15 protein-coding genes are annotated in these 21,763 nt (G+C 70.2%); 7 read left to right on the forward strand and 8 right to left on the reverse strand.

Annotated features, from left to right (window positions below):
* The first annotated feature begins 83 nt into the window (after nt 1-83).
* The 6 genes from ACWDSL_RS30190 to ACWDSL_RS30215 all read left to right on the forward strand — a co-directional run bounded on the left by ACWDSL_RS30190 (nt 84) and on the right by ACWDSL_RS30215 (nt 10,668).
* Nucleotides 84-2,636, forward strand: coding sequence for a Pls/PosA family non-ribosomal peptide synthetase (locus tag ACWDSL_RS30190; protein ID WP_450490741.1), 2,553 nt, complete (start codon nt 84-86; stop codon nt 2,634-2,636).
* Between the two features lie 18 nt (nt 2,637-2,654).
* Nucleotides 2,655-5,936: a non-ribosomal peptide synthetase gene (locus ACWDSL_RS30195; protein ID WP_450490743.1), complete on the forward strand. Its 3,282-nt coding sequence runs from the start codon at nt 2,655-2,657 to the stop codon at nt 5,934-5,936.
* A 49-nt stretch (nt 5,937-5,985) separates the two neighbouring features.
* On the forward strand, nt 5,986-7,017 hold the full coding sequence (locus ACWDSL_RS30200) for a TauD/TfdA family dioxygenase (protein ID WP_450490745.1): 1,032 nt from the start codon (nt 5,986-5,988) through the stop codon (nt 7,015-7,017).
* A complete protein-coding gene (locus tag ACWDSL_RS30205) occupies nt 7,014-7,964 on the forward strand; it encodes a 2,3-diaminopropionate biosynthesis protein SbnB (protein WP_450490747.1) in 951 nt (316 codons plus the stop codon). The genes ACWDSL_RS30200 and ACWDSL_RS30205 overlap by 4 nt, the downstream gene beginning before the upstream one ends.
* A gap of 37 nt (nt 7,965-8,001) precedes the next feature.
* On the forward strand, nt 8,002-8,994 hold the full coding sequence (sbnA, locus tag ACWDSL_RS30210; RefSeq protein WP_450490749.1) for a 2,3-diaminopropionate biosynthesis protein SbnA: 993 nt from the start codon (nt 8,002-8,004) through the stop codon (nt 8,992-8,994).
* A gap of 213 nt (nt 8,995-9,207) precedes the next feature.
* Nucleotides 9,208-10,668, forward strand: coding sequence for an MFS transporter (locus ACWDSL_RS30215; protein ID WP_450490751.1), 1,461 nt, complete (start codon nt 9,208-9,210; stop codon nt 10,666-10,668).
* Between the two features lie 45 nt (nt 10,669-10,713).
* On the opposite strand, the gene ACWDSL_RS30220 is transcribed toward ACWDSL_RS30215, so the two are convergent.
* From ACWDSL_RS30220 to ACWDSL_RS30230, 3 genes are all read right to left on the reverse strand, one after another.
* Nucleotides 10,714-12,762 carry a helix-turn-helix domain-containing protein gene (locus tag ACWDSL_RS30220; protein WP_450490753.1) on the reverse strand — a complete coding sequence of 683 codons (2,049 nt, stop codon included), beginning with the start codon at nt 12,760-12,762 and terminating at the stop codon, nt 10,714-10,716.
* A gap of 128 nt (nt 12,763-12,890) precedes the next feature.
* Nucleotides 12,891-13,733 carry a 3-hydroxybutyrate dehydrogenase gene (locus tag ACWDSL_RS30225; RefSeq protein ID WP_450490755.1) on the reverse strand — a complete coding sequence of 281 codons (843 nt, stop codon included), beginning with the start codon at nt 13,731-13,733 and terminating at the stop codon, nt 12,891-12,893.
* Nucleotides 13,734-13,788: 55 nt separating this feature from the next.
* A complete protein-coding gene (locus tag ACWDSL_RS30230) occupies nt 13,789-14,268 on the reverse strand; it encodes an NUDIX hydrolase (RefSeq protein ID WP_014173722.1) in 480 nt (159 codons plus the stop codon).
* Nucleotides 14,269-14,516: 248 nt separating this feature from the next.
* On the opposite strand from ACWDSL_RS30230, the gene ACWDSL_RS30235 reads away from it, so the two are divergent.
* Nucleotides 14,517-15,596 carry an O-antigen ligase family protein gene (locus ACWDSL_RS30235; RefSeq protein ID WP_450490758.1) on the forward strand — a complete coding sequence of 360 codons (1,080 nt, stop codon included), beginning with the start codon at nt 14,517-14,519 and terminating at the stop codon, nt 15,594-15,596.
* Between the two features lie 74 nt (nt 15,597-15,670).
* Here the strand turns inward: ACWDSL_RS30235 and ACWDSL_RS30240 are convergent, their stop codons facing one another.
* The 5 genes from ACWDSL_RS30240 to ACWDSL_RS30260 form a co-directional block, all read right to left on the reverse strand.
* Nucleotides 15,671-17,014: an aminotransferase-like domain-containing protein gene (locus ACWDSL_RS30240; protein ID WP_450490760.1), complete on the reverse strand. Its 1,344-nt coding sequence runs from the start codon at nt 17,012-17,014 to the stop codon at nt 15,671-15,673.
* On the reverse strand, nt 17,011-18,111 hold the full coding sequence (locus tag ACWDSL_RS30245) for an alpha-hydroxy acid oxidase (RefSeq protein WP_450490762.1): 1,101 nt from the start codon (nt 18,109-18,111) through the stop codon (nt 17,011-17,013). Before ACWDSL_RS30245 ends, ACWDSL_RS30240 begins: the two co-directional genes overlap by 4 nt.
* Before the next feature lie 77 nt (nt 18,112-18,188).
* Nucleotides 18,189-19,316 carry a 4-hydroxyphenylpyruvate dioxygenase gene (gene hppD / locus ACWDSL_RS30250; RefSeq protein ID WP_450490764.1) on the reverse strand — a complete coding sequence of 376 codons (1,128 nt, stop codon included), beginning with the start codon at nt 19,314-19,316 and terminating at the stop codon, nt 18,189-18,191.
* A 69-nt stretch (nt 19,317-19,385) separates the two neighbouring features.
* Nucleotides 19,386-20,726, reverse strand: coding sequence for a cysteate synthase (locus tag ACWDSL_RS30255; protein WP_450490766.1), 1,341 nt, complete (start codon nt 20,724-20,726; stop codon nt 19,386-19,388).
* Nucleotides 20,727-20,798: 72 nt separating this feature from the next.
* The coding region (locus tag ACWDSL_RS30260; protein ID WP_450490768.1) for a phosphopantetheine-binding protein at nt 20,799-21,763 on the reverse strand (965 nt) is incomplete at its 5' end.

The raw sequence follows: 21,763 nt of genomic DNA on the forward strand, positions 1-21,763 counted from the left end.
GAACATTACTGTCGTGTCATCGCGATCGAGTCCGAGCGGCACCCAGTGACCGGTGGTCATCGAAACTTCCTCAAGGAGCTCGAATGGCTGAGAAGTCCGCCGAAGTCTTGATATCGGAGCCGGACGAACCCGCGATCGACGGACGCGTCGGTGTCGAACCGGCGGGTACGGACATCGAGAGGAAACTCGCCGAAGTACTGGCGGAGGTCGTATCCGCAGAACGCGTTTCGACCGCCGGCCACTTCTTCACCGATCTCGGCGCGAACTCCTTGGTCATGGCCCAGTTCTGCGCACGGGTCAGAAAGAGACCGGATCTGCCGTCCGTGTCGATGAAGGACATCTATCGACACCCCACGATCCAGAGCCTGGCGGCGGCTGTCGCGAACACCGCCGCCGCTACCGCCACCGCCACCGCTGTCGATTCACCGGCACCGACGCAGCTGGTGCGGCCGGCGCGGAAGGCATCGGCGCGCACGCTGGATTACGTACTGTGCGGAACACTCCAGTTGCTGGTTTTCCTGGGCTATTCCTCCGTCACCGGACTCGTCGCGGCCCGAGGCTATGAATGGGTCGCCGACGGCTCGGGTCTGGTCGACACCTATCTTCGGTCAGCCCTGTTCGGCGGCATCGGCTTCGTCGTTCTGTGCACCTGCCCGATCGCCGCCAAATGGATCCTCATCGGCCGCTGGAAGAGCCGCGAGTTCCCGGTCTGGGGCCTGACCTATTTGCGCTTCTGGATCGTCAAAGCGCTGCTCCACGCCAATCCGATGCACTTCTTCATCGGCAATCCGCTGTATGTGCTGTACCTGCGGGCGCTCGGCGCGCGGATCGGCAAGGGAGTCACCATTCTCTCCCACTCCATCCCCGTCTGCACCGATCTGCTCACGGTCGGGGCCGGCACGGTGATCCGCAAGGATGCGTTCTTCCTCTGCTACCGGGCGCACGCCGGACACATCCAGACCGGCCGGGTCACCCTCGGTCGGGATGTTTTCATCGGTGAGAAGACCGTGCTCGACATCGACACCTCGATGGGCGATGGAGCGCAGCTCGGCCACTCATCCGCCCTCTACCGCGGTCAGGTGGTCCCGGACGGCGAGCGCCATCACGGGTCACCGGCGCAGCCGACACAGATCGACCATGTGAGGGTCGGGCCGGCCCGGTGCGGTACGTCGCGCCGGTTCCGCTTCGGCCTCGCCACCCTGCTTCAGCTGTTCCTGCTGTATCTACCGCTGACCGTCGGCGGCATCTACATGCTGTTCCAGGCGATTCCGGCGCTCGGCGAGCGAGCGGACGCGGGAAGGGCCGGAATCACCTCGTCGAATTTCCTCATCGACGCGCTGATCATGTCCTCCGCACTGTTCTTCGGCTTCGTCGTCGTGGGTCTCGTCGTCGTATGCACCGTTCCGCGCCTGCTGAATCTGTTCATCAAGCCCGACAAGGTCTACCCGCTCTACGGCTTCCACTACGCGGCGCACCGGGCGATTGCCGGCATGACGAACTTGAAGTTCTTCACATGGTTCTTCGGCGACAGCTCCTATATCGTCCACTATCTCCGCGGTCTCGGATACGACTTGTCCCGGGTCGAGCAGACGGGGTCCAACTTCGGCACGGAGGTGCGGCACGAGACCCCGTATCTGGCCTCCGTGGGCAGCGGAACGATGGTGGCCGACGGCCTCTCCCTCCTCAACGCGGAATTCTCGAGCACATCCTTCCGGGTCTCCCGGGCGTCGATCGGAGCACATAACTTCCTCGGCAACAACATCGCCTATCCCGTCGGGGCCAGGACGGGTGACAACTGCCTCCTCGCGACAAAGGTGATGGTCCCCCTCGACGGTGAGCTCCGCGAAGGGGTGGGACTGCTCGGCTCGCCCTGTTTCGAGATTCCCCGGTCGGTGGAGCGCGACTCCCGATTCGACCACCTCAGGGGCGGGGAGGAACTGAGCGCCAGGCTCGCCGCGAAGAACCGCTACAACGCCCGCTCCATGATTTTCTTCCTGCTCGTGCGGTGGCTGCACGCCTTTGTGCTCACGGCGCTGGGTCTCGCCTCGATCGGCCTCTACGGTGAGCTCGGGCATGTGGTGATCGCCGCGTATCTGGCCCTCACGCTCGCCTTCACCGCCCTCTACTTCGCCCTCGTGGAGCGCGGCGTGGCGGCATTCCGGGCGCTGCGCCCGCGGCTGTGCTCCATCTACGACCCGTACTTCTGGTGGCACGAACGGCTGTGGAAGGTGCCGGACGAACACCTCGACCTTTTCAACGGAACCCCCTTCAAGAACCTGATCTGGCGGCTGTTGGGGGTGCGCATCGGCAGCAGGGTCTTCGACGACGGCTGCTATATGACCGAGCGGACCCTCACCGCCGTCGGGGACGACTGCACCCTGAACATCGGGAGCAAGATCCAGTGCCACTCGCAGGAGGACGGCACCTTCAAGTCCGACCGCACCACGCTCGGTGCCGACTGCACCCTCGGGGTCGGCACCCATGTGCACTACGGCGTGACGTTGGGCGACGGCGTGGTGCTGGCACCCGATTCCTTCCTCATGAAAGGCGAGGAAGTCCCCCCGGACGCACAGTGGGGAGGAAACCCCGCCACGGAGCTGCCGGTGGCGAACCACGCCGGATCCACGGCGATGTGAGGAAGGGGGGGCCATTCGATGGGAGCACGCGTGGAAGCGGATCAGGAGTGTGTGAGCGGTGTGCCGACCGCTGGTGGATTCCCCGTGGTTCCGCGGTGGACCCGGGAGCCGGTGGCGGGCGTGGCCGAGTACGAAGTGGCGGTGCCGGGCGATGTGGTGGAGGGGGTGCGTGAACTGGCACGGGAGTTGGGGGTGCCGGTGAGCGCGGTGCTGTTGGCCGCGCACGCCAAGGTGCTGTCCGCGCTGTCGGGTGAGCAGGAGGTGGTGACGGGTTATGCCGCCGACACGACGGACCCTCCGCTGCCGTGCCGGCTGACCGTCGCATCCAAGTCGTGGCGCGCACTGGTGTTGAGCGCTCATCGCGCCGCGGCCGAGCCCGAGGTGGCGGATCACGACGCGGGTTACGAGGTCGAGTTCGACCCGGCGGGAGCCGAGCGCGGGCTGGGCGACGGCGTGGTGCTGGGGGTGGGCTGGTGTTGGTGTGATCGGGGCGGGCGGCTGGTGGCGCGGCTGCGGTATCGCACCGAGGTGATCGACGGCGAATGCGCGGCCCGCATCGGCGGCTACCACCTGGCCGCGCTGGGCCTGATGGCGGCGGATGCGGAGGCTGAGCATGCGCAGCAGAGTCTGCTGTCGGCCCAGGAGGTGCGCCATCAGCTCGAAGGTCTTGCCGGGCCCCGCCGGATGCTGCCGCAGGGGCGCGCGCATGAGCTGTTCGAGCAGCGGGCGCGGGCGCATCCGGAGGCGGTGGCGGCGGTGCACGGCGATCGCCGGTGGACGTACGGGGAGCTGAACGCGCGCGCGAACCGGCTGGCTCGGGCGCTGCTGGCGCGGGGTCTTGGCCGGGAAGCGGTGGTGGGGGTGGTCACCGAACGCGGCCTCGACTGGCCGGCCGCGGTGTTGGCGGTGTTCAAGGCCGGGGGTGTGTATCTGCCGATCGAGCCCCACTTCCCCGCCGGTCGTATCGCGGCCACGTTGTCGCGCGCCGAGTGCCGACTCGTACTCACCGAATCCGGCAGCACACACACCCTCGATCAGGCCCTGGCCACGCTGCCGGGTGTGCGGAAGGTGCTGGTCGAGGCGGCGTACGCGGAGCAGCACGCCGACACCGACGTCGGGGTGGACGTCGCGGCCGATCAGCTGGCCTACATCTACTTCACCTCCGGCTCCACCGGCGAGCCGAAGGGGGCGATGTGCGAGCACGCGGGCATGCTCAACCACCTCTACGCCAAGATCGATGACCTGGGGATCGGTCAGGGGCGGGTGGTGGCGCAGACGGCCCCGCAGTGTTTCGACATCTCGCTGTGGCAGTTGCTGGCCGCGTTGCTGGTGGGCGGGCGGACGCTGCTGATCGGCCAAGAGGTGGTCGTGGACGCGGAGCGCTTCGTCGACACGCTGGTGCGTGGCCGGGCCACCGTGGTGCAGGTCGTGCCCTCCTATCTGGAGGTGGTGGTGTCGTACCTGGAGCGGTATCCCCGCGCGCTGCCCGATCTGAGGTGTGTCTCGGTGACCGGTGAGGCGTTGCAGCGGGAGCTGGTCCAGCGCTGGTTCGCCATCCAGCCGAGGATCAAGCTGGTCAACGCCTATGGGCTGACAGAGACCTCGGACGACACCAACCACGAGGTCATGGCCGGGGTGCCGGAGCGGGTGCTGTTGGGCCGTGCGGTCAGCAACGTGCATGTCTATGTCGTCGACGAGCGTCTGTCGCTGGTGCCGCTGGGCGCCCCGGGGCTGATCGCGTTCTCCGGGGTGTGCGTGGGGCGGGGGTATGTCAATGACCCCGAGCGGACCCGTGAGGCATATCGGAACGATCCGCACCGGCCGGGTGAGCGGCTGTATCTGGGGGGTGACTGGGGGCGCTGGCATCCCGGTGGCAAGCTGGAGTTCCTTGGCCGTCGGGACAACCAGGTCAAGATCCGTGGTTTCCGTATCGAGATCGGCGAGATCGAGAACACACTGCTGCGGGCGCCCGGGGTACGGAACGCCGCCGTGGTCGTCGCCGAGCGGCCGGACCACAGCACACACCTGATCGCCTTCTACAGCGGCCGACGGCAGGAGGCGGACGTACTGCGCGAGGCGCTGGGCGCCGCGCTGCCCGCCTATATGGTCCCCGCGGCCTTTCACTGGCAGCACGATCTGCCCCTGACCGCCAACGGCAAGATCGACCGTAAGGCGCTGACCGCGCTGGCCGAACAGGCCCCGCCGGCCGAGCAGACCACACCCGCGAGGACGGGCGAGGCCGCCGGAGCGCAGCACCACGCTCCGCGCACCACGAGCGAGCGGAGGCTGGCCGCTGCCTGGGCCGAGCTGCTGGGCGTTCCCCCGCACCGGATCGGCCGGCAGGACCACTTCTTCGACTCCGGCGGCACCTCGCTGTCGGCCGTGAAACTCACCATCGCCCTGGGCCGCGCGGTGTCCCTCAAGGACATCACACGCCACCCGGTGCTCGCCGACCTCGCCGCACTCCTCGACGGCACGTCCCGGCCGCGCCCGGGGCTGCTCCAGCCCCTGTCGGACCGGTCACTGGCCGGGTCGGATGGCGCCCCGGAGTGTGCTCTGGTGTGCTTCCCCTACGCGGGCGGCAACGCGGTGAACTTCCGTCCGATGGCCGACGCCCTGGCGGGCCGCGGGCCCGCGGTGTACGGCGTCGACCTGCCCGGTCACGATCTGGCCGCCCAGGGCGAGCCGTTCGCGCCGATGGCGCGGGTGGTGGAGCAGGTCGTCGCCGAGATCACCGGGCACGGCCTGCGCAGGGTCATGTTGTGGGGCCACTCCTCGGGCGCCGCGCCGGCCGTGGAGACGGCGAGGAAACTCCAGGAGCACGGGGTGGAGGTCCCCCGTGTGTTCCTCGGCGCGCAGCTGCTCGGCACGGCCACCGACCGGAGCGCCGCCATCGGCGAGTTGACGGGGCAGACCGACGCCGAGATCGCCGCGCGGCTGAGCGCGCACGGCGGCTACACCGAACTCGCGGAGCTCAACGAGCGGCACGCCGAGCGCATCGGTGCCGCCTACCGGCACGACTGCGTGGCCGCACACCGCTATTTCACCGACGCCCTGGAGACCCCGCCGACGGCGAAGCTCTCCGCGCCGGTCACCGTCGTCATCGCCGCCGACGACCCGAGCACGGCGGACTACCGCGCCCGGTACCGCGACTGGCGGCTCCTCGCCGAGCGGGTGGAGCTGCGTGAACTCGCCGACGGTGGCCACTACTTCCCGCGTACCCGTCCGCTCGTAACGGCACAGGCCGTCCTGAGCGCCGCCGAATCGCCGACCTCGGCGGAATCGCCGGCCCCCTCCTGAGGCTCCTCCCCGAGCTGAGCCTTCTGAGTGGCGATCGAAAGGAACCGAGATGTCGTCCACATCCCTGGAACCGCTCTCCGCGGTGCAGCTACGACCGGGCAGACCTCCGATGCTGCACGTCGAGTCCCCCGAATGCGCCTCGACTTGGGCGGCCGAGCACCGCGAGGCGCTGCGCGCGCAGGTCACCGAACACGGTGTGGTTCTCGTCCGCGGCCTTGGGCTGCGCGAGGTGGATCAGGTCGGTGCCGTGTTCGCGGAGCTGGCCGGTGAGCTGATGGCGGAGCGGGAGGCCTTCGCCCCCCGGCAGATCCACGGCCCCGGGCTGTACTCCTCCACCGCCTGGCCGACCAACCAGCCGATGTGTATGCACCATGAACTGAGCTACACGCTGGAGTGCCCCGGTCTGATGCTGTTCGCGTGTCTGGAAGCGCCCAGCGAGGGCGGGGCGACCGCGGTGGCCGACGCGGAGCATGTGCTCCAGGCGCTGCCCGCCACGCTGAGCGAGCGGTTCGAGCGGGAAGGGTGGCTGCTCACCCGCAGTTACAACGACGAGATCGGGGCGTCCGTGGCGGAGTCGTTCGGCACCGACGACCCCGCCGCCATCGAGCGCTACTGCCGCGCCCACGCCATCGACTTCGCCTGGCAACCCGACGGCTCCCTGCGCACCCGGCAACTCCGTGGCGCCGTGGTGCGGCATCCGCTCACCGGCCGGCGCTGCTGGTTCAACCAGATCGCCTTCCTCAACGAGTGGACACTCGCCCCGGAGGTACACGAGTACCTGGTGGACGTCTACGGAGCGGACGGGCTGCCGTTCAACACCCGCTTCGCGGACTCCACCCCGATCGGCGAGGACATCATCCAGCTGATCAACTCCACCTACGAGGCCCACACCGCGCGTGAGCCCTGGCAGGCCGGCGATCTGATGCTGGTCGACAACATCCGCACCGCGCACAGCAGAGAGGCCTTCACCGGAGAGCGCCAGGTGCTGGTGGCCATGGCCGAGCCCCAGCGCCTGGCCGACGGCCGCCCGCCCGGGGGCCCGGCCGACAGCCGCCCGACCGTGGAGGTGGCCCGGTCATGAACCCCCTGCTGTCCCCCGCCCCCCAGCCCGCCACCTCCCACCCGGTCCCGGCGCCGAGCTTCGCGGTGATCTCCGGTGAGCAGGTGCGGCGGGCACTGGAGGGGCGCGAGAAACGGATCGTGGAGCTGGTCGAGGCCGCCTACCGGCTGCACGGCGCCGGGCCGGCGAATGTGGCATCCGGCGTGCCCCGGGCCTCCGCGGTCCTCATCCTCAACCACGACACCGGCTACCCCTTCGCCTGCCTGGAGAGCTCGATCATCAGCGCCACCAGAACCGCGGCGTCCGCCGCGCTGGCAGCCGACTGGCTCAGCCGTACCAGGCCCCGCCCCACCCGGATCGGATTCGTCGGCACGGGCCTGATCGCCCGCTATGTCCACACCTTCCTGGCCGGCACCGGCTGGATATTCGACACCATCGGCGTGCACGACGTGTCCGCCGACAGCGCCACGGGCTTCCACGGCTATCTGCGGCGGGCCGGCGGACACGAACACTCCGGGCAGATCACGGTCCACGACAGCGCCGAGGAACTGGTGCGCTCCAGCGATCTGGTGGTCTTCGCCACCATCGCCGACCGGCCTCATATCACCGACCCGGGCTGGTTCACCCACCACCCGCTGGTCCTGCATGTGTCCCTGCGCGACCTCGCCCCCGAGATCCTGCTCGCCTCGGCCAATATCGTCGACGACGTGGAGCACTGCCTGAAGGCCGACACCTCCCCGCATTTGGCCGAGCAGCTCACCGGCCACCGCGACTTCCTGTACGGCACCCTCGACGACGTCATGGCCGGGCGGGTGAACCCGCCGACCGACCGGCCGGTGATCTTCTCGCCCTTCGGACTCGGCGTCCTCGACCTCGCCGTCGGCACATACGTCTACGACGAAGTGCTCCGCTCCGGACAGCTCCACCTCATCGACGACTTCTTCCACGACCTGCGCCGGTACGGCTGACCGTCCCATCCCTCAGCTCAGGCATCAGGAGGCCAGCGTGCCCGTCATATCCGCACCCCATGCCTTCAACGAGAGCCGGCTCTATGTCGACCTCCGGCCGACATTCGGGCGCTCCCTCTATCTGAAGTGCGAGGGTTTCAACTTCGCCGGTTCGATCAAGTTGAAGGCCGCGGTCGAGATGGTGGAGACCGCCGAGCGGCATGGAGTCCTGACCCGGGATTCGATCCTGGTCGAGTCCTCGTCCGGAAATCTGGGCGTAGCGCTCAGCATGATCGCCGCCAGCAAGGGCTACCGGTTTCTGTGTGTGACTGACTCCCGCTGCAACCTGTCGGCCAGACTGCTGATGGAGGCGCTGGGCAGCGAGGTGCACATCATCGCCGACGTGGACCCCAACGGCGGCTTCCTCGGCGCCCGTATCGACTACGTACGCGCGCTGTGCGCCTCCGATGACCGATATGTGTGGCTCAGCCAGTACACCAACCCGGGCAACTGGCGGGCGCACTACCGCAGGACGGGCCCGGAGATCGCCCGCCAGTTCCCGCACCTGGACGTGCTGTTCATCGGCGCGGGCACCACCGGGACCCTCATGGGCTGCGCACGCTACTTCCGGGAATGGCACCGTCCGGTGCGGATCGTCGCCGTGGACAGCGCCGGATCGGTGACCTTCGGTGGCAAACCCGGCCGCCGGATGATTCCCGGCCTGGGTACGAGCATCCGCCCCCCGCTGCTCGACGAGTCCTATGTGGACGAGGTGATCCAGGTCGAGGAGGCGGACACCATCCGTGCCTGCCACCGGCTGGCCAGACGCGGGTTCCTGTTCGGCGGCTCCACCGGGACGGTGGTCAGCGGCGCGATGGACTGGTTGGGCCGGCATGGTACGCCCGGCCTCACCGCGGTGGCCATCGCCCCGGACCTCGGTGAACGCTATCTCGACACCATCTACCAGAGCGCCTGGCTGCAGGACCTGTACGGAGATCGCATCCTCGACTCCGAGGAGGAGGAAGAGGAGGTGACGGCCGACTCCCGGTAGGCCGAGCTCATACCGCGTACGGCGGGCCGACACCCGGCAACGGCCCGTCGTACGCGCGACCGGCCGCGGGGGGAAAGGGGGAACCGGACGCGGAGGCGGCACGCACACTCCGGCCCCGAAGTATGGTGTCCCGCCACATGTGCCACTGACCAGCGTGTTCCTACCTTGTGCGGACACGTACACGTCCCCACCGAACTTCTGGAAGTGGTGCACATGGCCTCCGCAGCATCCGCTCCACCGACGCCCACAGCACCCGCGAGCCTCCCCCGTATCGTCGCCGCGAGCCTCATCGGCACCACCATCGAGTGGTACGACTTCTTCCTGTACGGCTCCGCCGCCGCGCTCGTCTTCAACAAGGTCTTCTTCCCCGACACCGATCCACTGGTCGGCACGCTGCTGTCCTTCCTGACGTACGCGGTCGGCTTCGCCGCCCGGCCCGTCGGCGCCCTCGTCTTCGGCCACTACGGCGACCGGCTCGGCCGTAAGAAGCTGCTGGTCCTGAGCCTGCTGCTGATGGGCGGGGCGACCTGTGCGATCGGCCTGCTGCCGACCCACGCCACGGTCGGCTCCGCCGCGCCCGTACTGCTGACCGCGCTGCGCCTCGTCCAGGGCTTCGCGCTCGGCGGCGAATGGGGCGGGGCGGTGCTGCTGGTGTCCGAGCACGGGGACGCGCGCCGGCGCGGCTTCTGGGCGTCCTGGCCGCAGACCGGCGCGCCCGCCGGACAGCTGCTGGCCACCGGTGTGCTGTCGGTGCTGACCGCCACGCTGTCCGACGACGCGTTCCTGTCCTGGGGCTGGCGGGTGCCGTTCCTGCTCTCGGGCGTGCTGGTGCTGATCGGCTTGTGGATTCGTCTCTCTGTCGATGAATCGCCTGTCTTCAAGGAGGCCCTGGCGCGGGCCGAGGCCCGCAAGACCGAGGCCGAGACGGCGGACGACCTGGCCGAGAAGCTGCCGCTGGTGGCCGTCCTGCGCCACCACTGGCGGGATGTGCTGGTCGCGATGGGCGCCCGGATGGCGGAGAACATCAGCTACTACGTCATCACGGCCTTCGTCCTGGTCTACGCGACCTCCGACCATGTGGGCCTGGGCAAGCAGACCGCACTCAACTCCGTGCTGATCGCCTCCGCCGTGCACTTCGCGGTGATCCCGGCCTGGGGCGCGCTGTCGGACCGTATCGGCCGCCGCCCGGTGTATCTGCTGGGGGCCGCGGGCGTGGGCGCGTGGGCCTTCCCCTTCTTCGCCCTCATCGACACCCGGGACTTCGGTGCGCTGGTGCTCGCGGTCACGGTCGGGCTGATCTTCCACGGCGCGATGTACGCCCCGCAGGCGGCCTTCTTCTCCGAGATGTTCGCGACCCGGATGCGCTACTCGGGCGCCTCGATCGGCGCCCAGTTCGCATCGGTCGCGGCCGGCGCCCCCGCCCCGCTGATCGCCACGGCTCTGCTGGCCGACTACGACAGCTCCGTCCCGATCGCGCTCTACGTCATCGCGGCAGTGCTGCTCACCCTGGTAGCGGTCGGCGCCGCCAAAGAGACCCGGGACCGCGACCTGGCCGGGATCGAGCCGACGCCGGCCGCGCGGCCGAGCGCGGCGGCACAGGGCGCGAACGAGCCGAACGGGGCGCCGCAGACTGCGAACGAGCCGGGTGCGGCGCCCCGTTCGGCCTCGGCCTGACGAGCCTGCGGGAAGGGCCGGGCAGCGCCGCCGCACGGCCTGGCCTCAGCGAGCGACCGCCGAGGCCAGGCCGTGCAGCCGCAGGGCGAGTTGTACCTCCAGGGCGCGGGACGGCGACTGCCAGTCGGGGCCGAGCAGCCGTCCGACCCGCTCCAGCCGCTGGGCCACCGTATTGACGTGGACGTGCAGTTCGTCCTTGGTACGGGCCGGGCTCATCCCGCTCGCGAAGTACGCGTCGAGGGTGCGGACCAGGTCCGTACCGCGCCGGGCGTCGTAGTCGACGACCGCGCCGATGGTGCGGTCGACGAACCCGGCCACCCGGGCGGCGTCCCCCGTACCGTCGCGGGAGCCGGCCAGCAGGAGGCCGAGGAAGCCGAAGTCCTCGGCCGCGGCGCCCTGGCCGCCGCGGCCCAGCACCCGCAGCGCGTCCAGACAGCGCCGCGCCTCCGCGTACGCCGAGGCCACCTCGCCGGGGCGGGCGGCGGGTGCGGACACCGGCGCGGAGGCGCCGACGGTGACCGCCGCGTGTACGGCGGTGCCGAGCTGCCGGGCGGTGCGGCGGGCCAGGGCGTCGGCGCCCTCCCCGTCGGCCAGGGGCAGCAGCAGGACGGTGCCGCCGTCGCGGGCGGCGGCCAGGCCGTGCCGGGTCGCCGCCAGATGGGTGGCCGCGGACCACAGCCGCTGCCGGTCGGCCGCCTCGTCCGGCGGCGGCCCGGCCGACCGCGCCCGTGGTCCGCCGTTGCCGGGCTCTCCGGATCCCGAGCCGGACGCCCTGCCTGACGCCCCACCGGACGCCCCACCAGGCCCGCCACCGCCGGCCGCACCGCCCGCCGCGCCATGCGCCGCGCCGGGCGCGTCGATCCCGGCGGCGAGTACGACATGGGGCGCGTCCAGGTCCGCCCGCAGCCGGGCGGCGCGCTCGCGCAGCAGCCGCGGCTCGCGGTCGGGGGCGTCGAGCAGATCGTCCAGCAGCTCGCCGCGTACGCGCTGTTCGGCCTCGTCCGCCGAGCGCCGGGCCAGCTGCAGCAGCGAGGTGACCACGGCGGCCCGCTCCAGGGTGCGCTGGTCCATGGGGTCGAGGCGGGGGTGGCCGCGCAGCACCAGCGCGCCGAACAGTTCGCCGCTCGCGGAGACCGCGGCGATCCAGTCCTCGCCGTGCCGTACGGCGTGGCCGTCGGCCCGGGAGCGGTCCACGGCCGCGGCCGGCGCCGTATGCGCCTCGACGAACTCCACCGTCCCGCTCAGCACCTCGGCCACGGCGGCGGCCACATCGTGCACTCCGCCGCCGCGCAGCACCAGCTCGGTCAGCCGGTCGTGCACCTCCGAGGCGCGTTCGATGACCTCGCTGCGATCGCGGATGATCTCGTTGGCGGCCTCCAGCTCGGCGAGCGCGGAACGCGTCTCGGCCAGCAGATTGGCCGTGTCGATCGCGACGGCCGCGTGGGCGGCGAAGGAGCCGAGGAGGGCGAGCTGTTCGCGTTCGAAGACGCGGGCGCGGCGGTCCGCGGCGAACAGCACGCCGATGACCCCGCTGCCCAGCATCAGCGGCACGCCGAGGATGGCCACAAGGCCCTCGTCCGTGACGCCCGCGTCGATGGTCCGGGTGTGCTGGAACCGCTCGTCGTCGAAGTAGCTCTCGGTCACATACGGGCGGGCGGTCTGCGCGACCAGCCCGCCGAGCCCCTCCCCCATGCCGAGCCGCAGCTGCTGGAAGCGGGCCGAGACCGAACCGTCGGTGACCCGCATATAGGTGTCCCCGGCCTGGGGGTCGTTGAGCGTGAGATACGCGACCTCGGTGCCGAGCAGCGAGCGGGCGCGCTGCACGATGGCCTGGAGCACCGCGTCCAGGTCGCGCAGCCCCGCCAGATCGTGTGCGGTTTCGAAGAGCGCGGACAGCTCGGCCTCGCGGCGTCTGCGCCCCTCCAGTTCGCCGCGTACGCGCAGGGCCAACAGCTTGGCGCGCTCCAGGGCGACGAGCCGGGCGGCCGACGCCCCCTCGGCCCGGGCGCGCAGCACCGGACGCTCGTACGCCTCGGCGGGCGCGCCGCGCGCGAGCAGTTCCAGGTACGGGGTCTCCGGCTGATCATCGGACATGGTCACAGGGATACTCCCGCCGGGCTCGGACCCGCCAGTGCCCGGGCGCGACCCCGACGCCCGCTCGGGTGCCCGCTCGGGTGCCCGCTCGCCGGGGTGGGCCGCCGTACGCCCGGGCAGCGGTCCGGTCAGTGGGCGGTCCATCCGCCGTCCATGGCGAGCGAGGCGCCGGTGATGAAGGAGGTGTGCGGACCGCACAGGTAGGCGACGGCCTCGGCGACCTCCTCCGGTTCGATCAGCCGCTTGACCGCGGAGTCGGCCAGCATGATCTCGGAGACGACCCGCTCCGGGGGGATGCCGTGGGCGGCGGCCTGGTCGGCGATCTGCCGCTCCACGAGCGGGGTGCGGACATAGCCGGGGTTGACGCAGTTGGAGGTGACCCCGTGGGGCGCGCCCTCCAGGGCCGCGACCTTGGAGAGCCCTTCCAGTCCGTGCTTGGCGGCCACGTACGCCGACTTGTAGGCCGAGGCGCGCAGCCCATGGACGGAGGAGATGTTGACGATCCGCCCCCAGCCCTGGGCGTACATATGCGGCAGCGCGCCCCGCAGCAGCCGGAAGGGGGCCTCCAGCATCACCGTGAGCACCCGGGAGAAGGCCTCGGGCGGAAAGTCCTCGATGGGCCGTACGAGTTGCAGCCCGGCGTTGTTGACCAGGATGTCGACGCCTTCGGCGGCCCGCTCGGCCGCGTCGAGGTCGGTCAGGTCGAGCGCCCGCGCCTCCACTCTGCCCGGCAGCCCGGGCGCCGCCTCGGTCCGGGCCGCCAGGGCGGCGAGCTCCGCGAGCCCCTTCTCGTCCTGGTCGACCGCCAGGACCGTGGCTCCGGCGGCGGCCAGCCGGAGGGTGCAGGCCCGGCCGATACCGCCGGCGGCCCCGGTGACGAGTGCGGTACGGCCGCCGAGGCCCGTGGTGGCCCCGGCGGCAGGGCCCGTGGTGGCCCCGGCGGCGGGGCCCGGTGTGGTGGACGCGCTCATGACGGGCAGGCTAAGCGGCGGCCGGGGCCCAACCGATGTGCGCCCGGCACATACTTCACTCCGGGATGGTGGAATCGAACCACGTCGGGCCGTCTTCGAAGGCCCGCTTGATCCGGGTCAGCGCGTACTCGTCCAGCTCCGGCAGCGAGTCGACCGGGAACCAGCCCACCTCCAGGGACTCCTCGTCGTTCACCCGCGCCTCGCCGCCCACCGCGCGACAGCGGAAACAGATGTCGACAAACTGGCATACATCCTTATTGGGATAGGTCACCGGCTCCGCGGTGTGGACGAGCACGATGCGCTCGGGGACACAGCGCACCGCGGTCTCCTCGTACACCTCGCGCACCACCGCCGTCGCGGGCTGCTCACCGGGTTCGGGGATGCCGGAGGGGAGCGCCCAGCGGCCGTTGTCGGCTCGGCGCCCGAGCAGCACTCTGTCCTCGTCGTCGAGGACGACCGCACTGGCGCCCGGCAGGAACAGCAGTTGGTGACCCGCGGTGGCCCGCAGTTCCAGGATGAAGTCGGGAGTAGGCATACGCTGAGGCTATCGGTCCGGGCGGGGCGGCACCGGATGCCATTCCCGTCACAGCCGGACACCTTCCGCACAGCTGTCACACACCTGCCGCATCATTTCTGCGCAACATATACACATATCCGGCCCCAGTCGCTACGGTATCCGTCCAGGCCCGCATGCGGCCTTTGGCCGCCTCCGGCGGGCCTCCGGCCCCCGCGGACGGCCGGCCAGGCACGCGGTGCCCGTCACGACTCGGGGGGTCGAACGGGATGGCGTCTTCAGTGGCACGGCCTGTCGTACGGGAACACCACAGCGCGCCCGACATCGTGGGCACCGCGGTCCTCGGCTGTTGCGCCGTCTGGGCCCTGGTCTGCGCCGCGGGCCGCACCGCCCGCCCCGAAGGGGTCCTGCTCGCCGTGCTGGCCGTCGCCGCCGGCTACGCATGCGGCCGGATCGCCGGAACGCTGCTGCCGGTCGCCGCCGCCACGGCCGCCGCGCTCGCGGGTCTCGGCCTGGCCTGCACCGTCCCGGACGGGATGAGCGGCCATGGCGGCGCCCATGCGGCGCAGTTCACGCTCGCCGTCGGGGCGGCCTGCGGCGCGGCCTGGGCCGCCCGGTCGGCCGCGCTCCGGCTGGCGCTGCGCCTGCTGGCCGTGGCGATCACGGCCATGGCCCTGGTGGTCGGCTCTGCGGTGGGCTGTGTGGCCGGGGCCCTGGTGCTGCTGTGTTCGCTCGCCGCCGCCCGAACCCGCCGCCGGCTGCCGGGTCTTGCCGGACTGGCCCTGGTCGCGACGGTGGCCGTCGGCGGCTGCTGGGCCATGGCCGAGGACGCCCTCCCCGGCGCACTCTCGGCACCTTTGCGCGACCGGCTGGGCGAACACCGGGTGCGGCTGTGGCACGACGCGGCCCAGATCGCCGAACACGGACCGCTGCGCGGAGCGGGGCCCGACCGGTTCGGCGAGTTGAGCCCCACCGCCCAGCAGTCACCGGCCGCCGCGGACGACACCCCGTACTCGGCCCCGCTGCAGCAGGCCGCCGGCCAGGGGCTGCCGGGCCTCGCCCTGCTGGGCACGGCCTTCGGCTGGCTGCTGTACGCGCTGTGGCGCTCACCGCGCCACACACCGGCCGTCCTGACGGCGGCCGCGGCCCTGACAGCCCTGGCCGTCGAGTCGGCCTTCGGCAACGCGCTCAGCTTCCCGGAAGTGACCGCCGGGGCCGGCCTGCTCGCGGGGCTGGCCACGGCGCGGCTGCCGGAGACGGACCCGGGCTCGGGCCCGGTCCCGGGTCCGTCACCGGGTCCGTTCGCGGGCGAGCCACCGCCCCTGGGCCCGGTACGGGCGGCGCACTGAGCGTGGGCGCACTGAACGGGCGCAAGAGCCAGCCGGGTCCGGGGCAAGAGCCCGGTCCGGGCTCAGCGTCCCGGTCACCGCGCCGCGGCACACTCCCGTACCAGAGACGCCAACCGGTCAAGACCGACATCGATGGTCTCCGGTGTCAGCTGGCTCAGGGAGAGACGGATCTGCTCGTACCCGCCGTCACCGCCGTAGAAGTGGGACATGGGAGTCCACAACACGCCATGTTCCTTGGCGGAGTACTCAAGCAGCTCGTCATCCGCCCGGAACGGAACCGTCAGGGTGAGGAAGAAGCCACCGGTGGGGGTGTTCCAGGAGATCAGGGGCCCCGCCGAATCCCGCGGGAAGCGGCGAGCCAGCCCTTCCAGGATGAGCCGGAGATTGCGCTGGTAGACGTCGATCTCCCGGCGGTTCGCGGCCGGCAGGCTGTAGCCGTGCTCGACCAGCGCCCCGCCGACCACGGCCTGCGCCCAGGGCGAGGTGTTCACCGTGAGCATGCTCTTGATGGTGGAGAGATGGTCGGCGAGGAGGGAGGTGCCGCCGTTCTCGTCCACCACACGCTGATCGGCCACCGCGTAGCCCACCCGCGCCCCCGGCAGCACCGTCTTGGCGAACGAGCCGAGCCGGACCACCCTGCGCCCGGTGTCCAGCGACTTCAACGACGGCAGCCTGCCCTCTCCGGCGAACACACCGTACGCGTTGTCCTCCAGCAGCAGCAGATCCTCCGCCTCGGCCACCCGCAGCAGCTCTTGCCGCGCATCGAGATCCAGGCTGATGCCGGTCGGGTTGGCCACATCCGGCACGAGGTACAGCGCGCGTGGCCGCAGACCCGCGGCGCGGGCCTCGGCGATCTGCGCGCCCAGATCGTCGAAGTCGATCCCCCGCTCGCCCCCGCGGACCGGCCGGACGGGGAGATCGACCAGGCGCGCCGCGCCCGTCAGCCCGACGTACGTGGGAGAGATCGCGAGGACGATGTCCTGCGGGCCGGTGCGCAGGGCGCGTAGCACCAGGAACATCGCCTCCTGGCAGCCGACGGTGATGACCAGGGACTCACTGGAGACCGAGATTCCCTCGTCGACTTCCAGATGTCTGGCGACCAGCTCATGGATGATGCCCTTGGTCCGGCCGTACTGAAGGACGGTCCGCTTCGCCTCGGCCTCGGTCATGCCCCGCTCGCGGCGCAGATGGTCGATGAAGACGTCGACGTAGCGGTGGACTTCGGCGAAGTCCAGGAACTCCTCGCTGGGGCGCCCGGCCGCGAACGAGATGGCGTTCGGAAACCGGATGGCCACTTCGTTGAGGAAGTTCATCGAGGCCATCGCGGGATCCGCGAGCGAGCCGTGCAGCTGCGACAGCCGTACGTCGTGGACATCGGTGGCACGGACATCGGTGGCGCGGGCAGCGGAATCGGTCATTGGTGGTCACTCCCACAGTGGCATGGCATGGTCGTCGTCCGCAGCCGGGCCACGGCGGCCAGATCGGGGCACCCCGCGAGGGCCATGGCGTGCCGGAACTCCTCCCCCAGCAGCGACAGGACACGCGCACACCCCGCCTCGCCACCTGCGGCGAGCCCCCACATGACGGGACGGCCCAGCAGCACACCCGAGGCACCCAGCGCCAGCGCGCCCAGCACATCGGCCCCGCTCCGGATCCCGCTGTCCACCAGCACCTGACAGCTCCCCCCGAACGCGCCCCTGACGGCCTCCACGACCCCGGGAAGCGCCACGGCGGTGGGCACGGCCCCGTCCAGCTGCCGCCCTCCGTGGTTGGACACCACCACCGCGGCCGCCCCGAGCTCGGCCGCGCGCAGCGCGTCGGCCGGATGGGAGAGCCCCTTGACCACCAGTGGCAGCCCGGTGCGCTCCCGCAGCCATTCGACGTCATGCCAGGTGAACGACGGTGCGAAGGCGGACGCGGTGTGTGCGGCGACGGCCGAGCCGCGCTCTACGCGCTCATGCGCGCTGCTCATGGCCCCGCCGTCGAGGTTGGCGGCCCGGATGGTCGTCGGCAGCGCGAAACCGTGCCTCATATCGCGCAACCGCCGCCCCATGACCGGCACATCCACGGTCAGGACCAGCGCCTCGCTCCCGATCGCCTCGGCCCGCTGGACCAGATCGAGGACGGCGCCCTTGTCCCGTAGCCAGTAGAGCTGGAACCAGGTGGTGGCGCCGGTGGCCGCGATCTCCTCCATGGGGACACTGCTCAGCGTGGACACCGTATACGGCACCCCGCTGTCCGCCGCCGCCCGAGCGACCGCGAGCTCGCCCTCGGAATGGAACAGGCGCTGATACGCGATGGGCGCCACGGCCACGGGCAGCGCGGCCGGGCTGCCCACCAGCGAACCCGCCGGGTCGCAGGACGACACATCGGCAAGTACGCGGGGCACCACCACGACGCGGTCGAACGCGCCGCGGTTGCCGACCAGTGTCCGCTCCCGCCCCGCGCCGCCCTCCAGCCAGTCCCAGAGCTCGACGCTGAGCACCGTGCGCGCGAGCTCCGCGAAGTCGGCCACGGAAAGGGCGGCTGAGACGGAATCGGGCGACCGCGCACCCGCGCGGTCGCCTGACCCCTGGTCAGCGGGGAGCTTGGTCACTCCGCCTGCCCCTTCGCCGCCGCCGCGCGCTGCAGTTCGATCGCCTCGTAGAGCGCCCGGATGTTGTTGCTGCCGAACGTAGTGGCCCGAATGCGCTCGATGACCTCGAAGAAGAGCGTTCCCCGAGGATGTACGGAACGGGTGAATATCTGAAAGAGCTGACCGTCGTGGTCCTCGTCCACCAGCACACTCAACTCCTGGAGTTGCTCCACCGAATGGCGCAGCGGCGTCAGCCGAGCGGTGAGCAGATCGTAGTACGTCGCCGGAGTGTTCAAGAAGGGCACGCCACGGCCGCCCATCGTGCCGACGCTGTGCACGATGTCGTCCGTGGCGAACGCGACATGCTGGACGCCGGCCCCGCCGTGATCGGCGAGGAAGCTCTCGATCTGCCCCGCGCGCGCTCCTGGCATCGGCTCGATCAGCGTGAAAGTCACCTCGCCCGAACGGCTCTGCACCACGGCCGAGTCCATCCCCATCGGGCCTACCTCGATGCGCTCCTTGAAGACCACCGGCATGTCGAAGACGTCGGTGTAGAACCTCATGGCCGCCGACAGCTCACCCAGCGGGAGGCATACCGCGAAGTGGTCGATGCTCAGCAGCCCGACCGGGTCGTCGGTCGTCAGCTCTTCGGCGGTCGCGGGGCGTGGCTCGGGCAGCCCCGGAAGGCGGTCGGCCGGCACGCCGGGGCGCCGCTCCACCAGCGTGTGGATCACATCCCCGAAACCGCCCACCGCCGCGGTCACACAGCCGTCCTCTTCCCTCGGCGGCGCCACCTCCACGGCCCCGTTCGCCATCAACTCGGCGTGCGAGGCGCGGACGTCCGTGGCGCACAGAGTGATATCGGCGACGCCGTCGCCGTGTCGCTCGACATAGGCCCGCGCGGGGTGGTCATCGGAGAGGGCCTGTGTCACCAGCAGCCGAATACGGTTCCGTCCCAGCAACGCGGACCGGTGATCGCCCCTACGGCTGCCACGGGTCGGCGGTATCAGCACCTCCAGTCCGTAACCGGTGGACAGTGCACTCACTGTCGCCTCGACGTCGGTCACAAAGAATTCGATATGGTCCAGGGTCAGACCGGCCAGGCCGGAGGTGGCGGTTGTGGTGGAGATGGCACCATCAGTCATGGGAAGTGCGCTCCTTGATTCTTTGAGGATTCCTTGAGGACTCCTCGGAGGTACTTTGACTGGCCTCAATCAGGAAATCTGAAGATCAACAGAGAAGAGCCCCGCTATTTGATTCACCGCCTCCTCCAAAGACTCCAGGGACTCGATACGCAGACTGGGTTCGGCCTGAATCGGCGAGTGATCCCGCGCCATTCTCGCCCGCCCACCGCCGGTCACGTTGAGGAGAACGGAGGCGTCCCGCGGAATTCTCCCTCCCCGCACCGCGGAAAGGAGCGAGGCAGCAGCGACGGCGGATGCAGGCTCTATATCGATCGACTCGATGTCGTTGAACATGTCCCTGGCCGCACGGGCCGACTCACCATCGACCGCCAGGACATCGCCGTCGCTCTCGACAAGCACGTCATAGACCCCGGAATGAACCGCATAGGGCGGAAACCGGTTCGTGAGTTCATCGGCGAACGCACAGCGCACGGCGCGCTTGTCATCCTCCACGGAACCGCGGACCAGGAAGCGCTGACCGGCCTGCCACGCCCTGTGAATGGGGGCGAACGACTCGTTCTGGGACAGGAAAAGCCGCGGCAGTGCCTCCTTCGACACAGTCGACGCAGTCGAGGGGGCTCCCGCTGCCATCAAGCGCTTCGCGGCCTCGTGGACCGCGATACCACCGGCGGCGCTACCGACGGCTTGGAAGTAGAAGTCCGGCAGCTCGCCCATGGCCTCCACGGCGGAGTACATCACCGTCGCCAGCCCATCGCGGCGCCCGACATTGCGTACCCCTCCCTCCAACTGGAAGCCGGTTAACTTCCCCACCGCCTCGGACAGCGCGATGGCATCCGCATAGTCGGCGTCTTCCAGAACGACCAATCGTACCGACGGATGCAACGCTTCGGGCAGCTTCAACCGACCGAGCCCGACCTCCGGCACGATGAGCAGACACGGCTGCCCATAGCGGGAACAGACGGAGGCGAAGGCGGCAGCCGTATTGCCGGCCGAGGCCACCACCAGGACCACGGGATCCTTCGGCAGCCTGCCGAGAACCGTATATGCCTCCAGTTCTTTGAAGGTCCCGGTCTCCAGAAGCCCACCGCGCTCGGGCCAGTACCCGTTGAACGCCACCCAGAGGTCAGGAAGCCCCACCAGGCGGGAGAGCCGCTCGCTCCGGAACACCGCGGGGCGCGCGGAGCCCGGGATCTCCCGGACGACCGGCAGCCAGTGGCGGTATCGGAATATCCCCTCGCCTTCCTGCACCGGTGTGAAGTTGTTCTCGGTGTATTCGGTTTGGAGCAGCGCGGGCTCATGGCCATTGGGGCAGGCGAGCATCAGCCCGTCATCCGCATACTGTTTACCGCAACACGAACACACCAATGAATAGTGGCGTTTGCCCGACACTTCCACTGCGATGTCTCCCATTCCAAGAATCTCATGACCCGGCCGGCGGCACCCGCATCGGCCCGCAGGGCAGAAGAGGGTCCGCTGACGCGACTACTGCTCCGGCCTCCGCATGGGCCTCAGTTTCGGTCGCGTCGGCTGGGCGGCGGACGCGTCGATGTGTTCGCCGAGACCGACGACAGTGGGTGCTTTGAACAGGGCACGGATGGCGAGTTCGACCCCCAGAACGGTCCGGATACGGCTCACCAGCCGGGTGGCGAGCAGCGAATGCCCGCCCAGCGTGAAGAAGTCGTCGTCGATGCCCACTTCCGGAATCCCGAGCACTTCGGCGAACAGCGCACACAACGTCTCCTCGCGCGGGGTGCGCGGGGCACGCCGGGAGGCGGACGCGGTGTGGTTCGGGGCGGGCAGGGCGTTCCGGTCGAGCTTTCCGTTGGGCGTCAGCGGCAGGCGCTCGAGCACGACGAGCGCGGAGGGCACCATGTAGTCGGGAAGCCGGTCCTTGGCCAGGCTCAGCACTTCGGTGGTGTCCAGGACCGCTTCCTTGTCGGCTTTTTCGGCCGTGTCGGCCGTGTCGGCCGTGTCGGCCGTGTCGGCCGTGTCGGCCGTGTCGGCCGTGTCGGCTGGTACGAGATAGCCGATGAGGCGTTTGTCGCCGGGCTGGTCTTCGCGTACGACGATTGCGGCCTGGGCGACCGCGTGGTGAGCGGTCAGGACGGCCTCGATCTCGCCGGGTTCGATACGAAAGCCCCGCACCTTGATCTGGGTGTCGGTGCGGCCGAGGTGTTCGAGTGTGCCGTTGGTGTTCCAGCGGGCGAGGTCGCCGGTGCGGTACATGCGGGTGCCGGGTGGGCCGTAGGGGTTGGGGATGAAGCGTTCGGCGGTGAGGGTGGGGTGGTGGTGGTATCCGCGGGCGAGTTGTGTGCCGGCGATGTAGAGCTCGCCGGGGACTCCTGGGGGTACGGGTTGGAGGGTGTGGTCGAGGATGTAGGTGTGGGTGTTCCACATGGGTCGGCCGATGGGGATGGTGCCGGTGGTGGGTGTGCTGGTTGGTGGTG

It is taken from the genome of Streptomyces sp. NPDC000941, assembly GCF_053599555.1.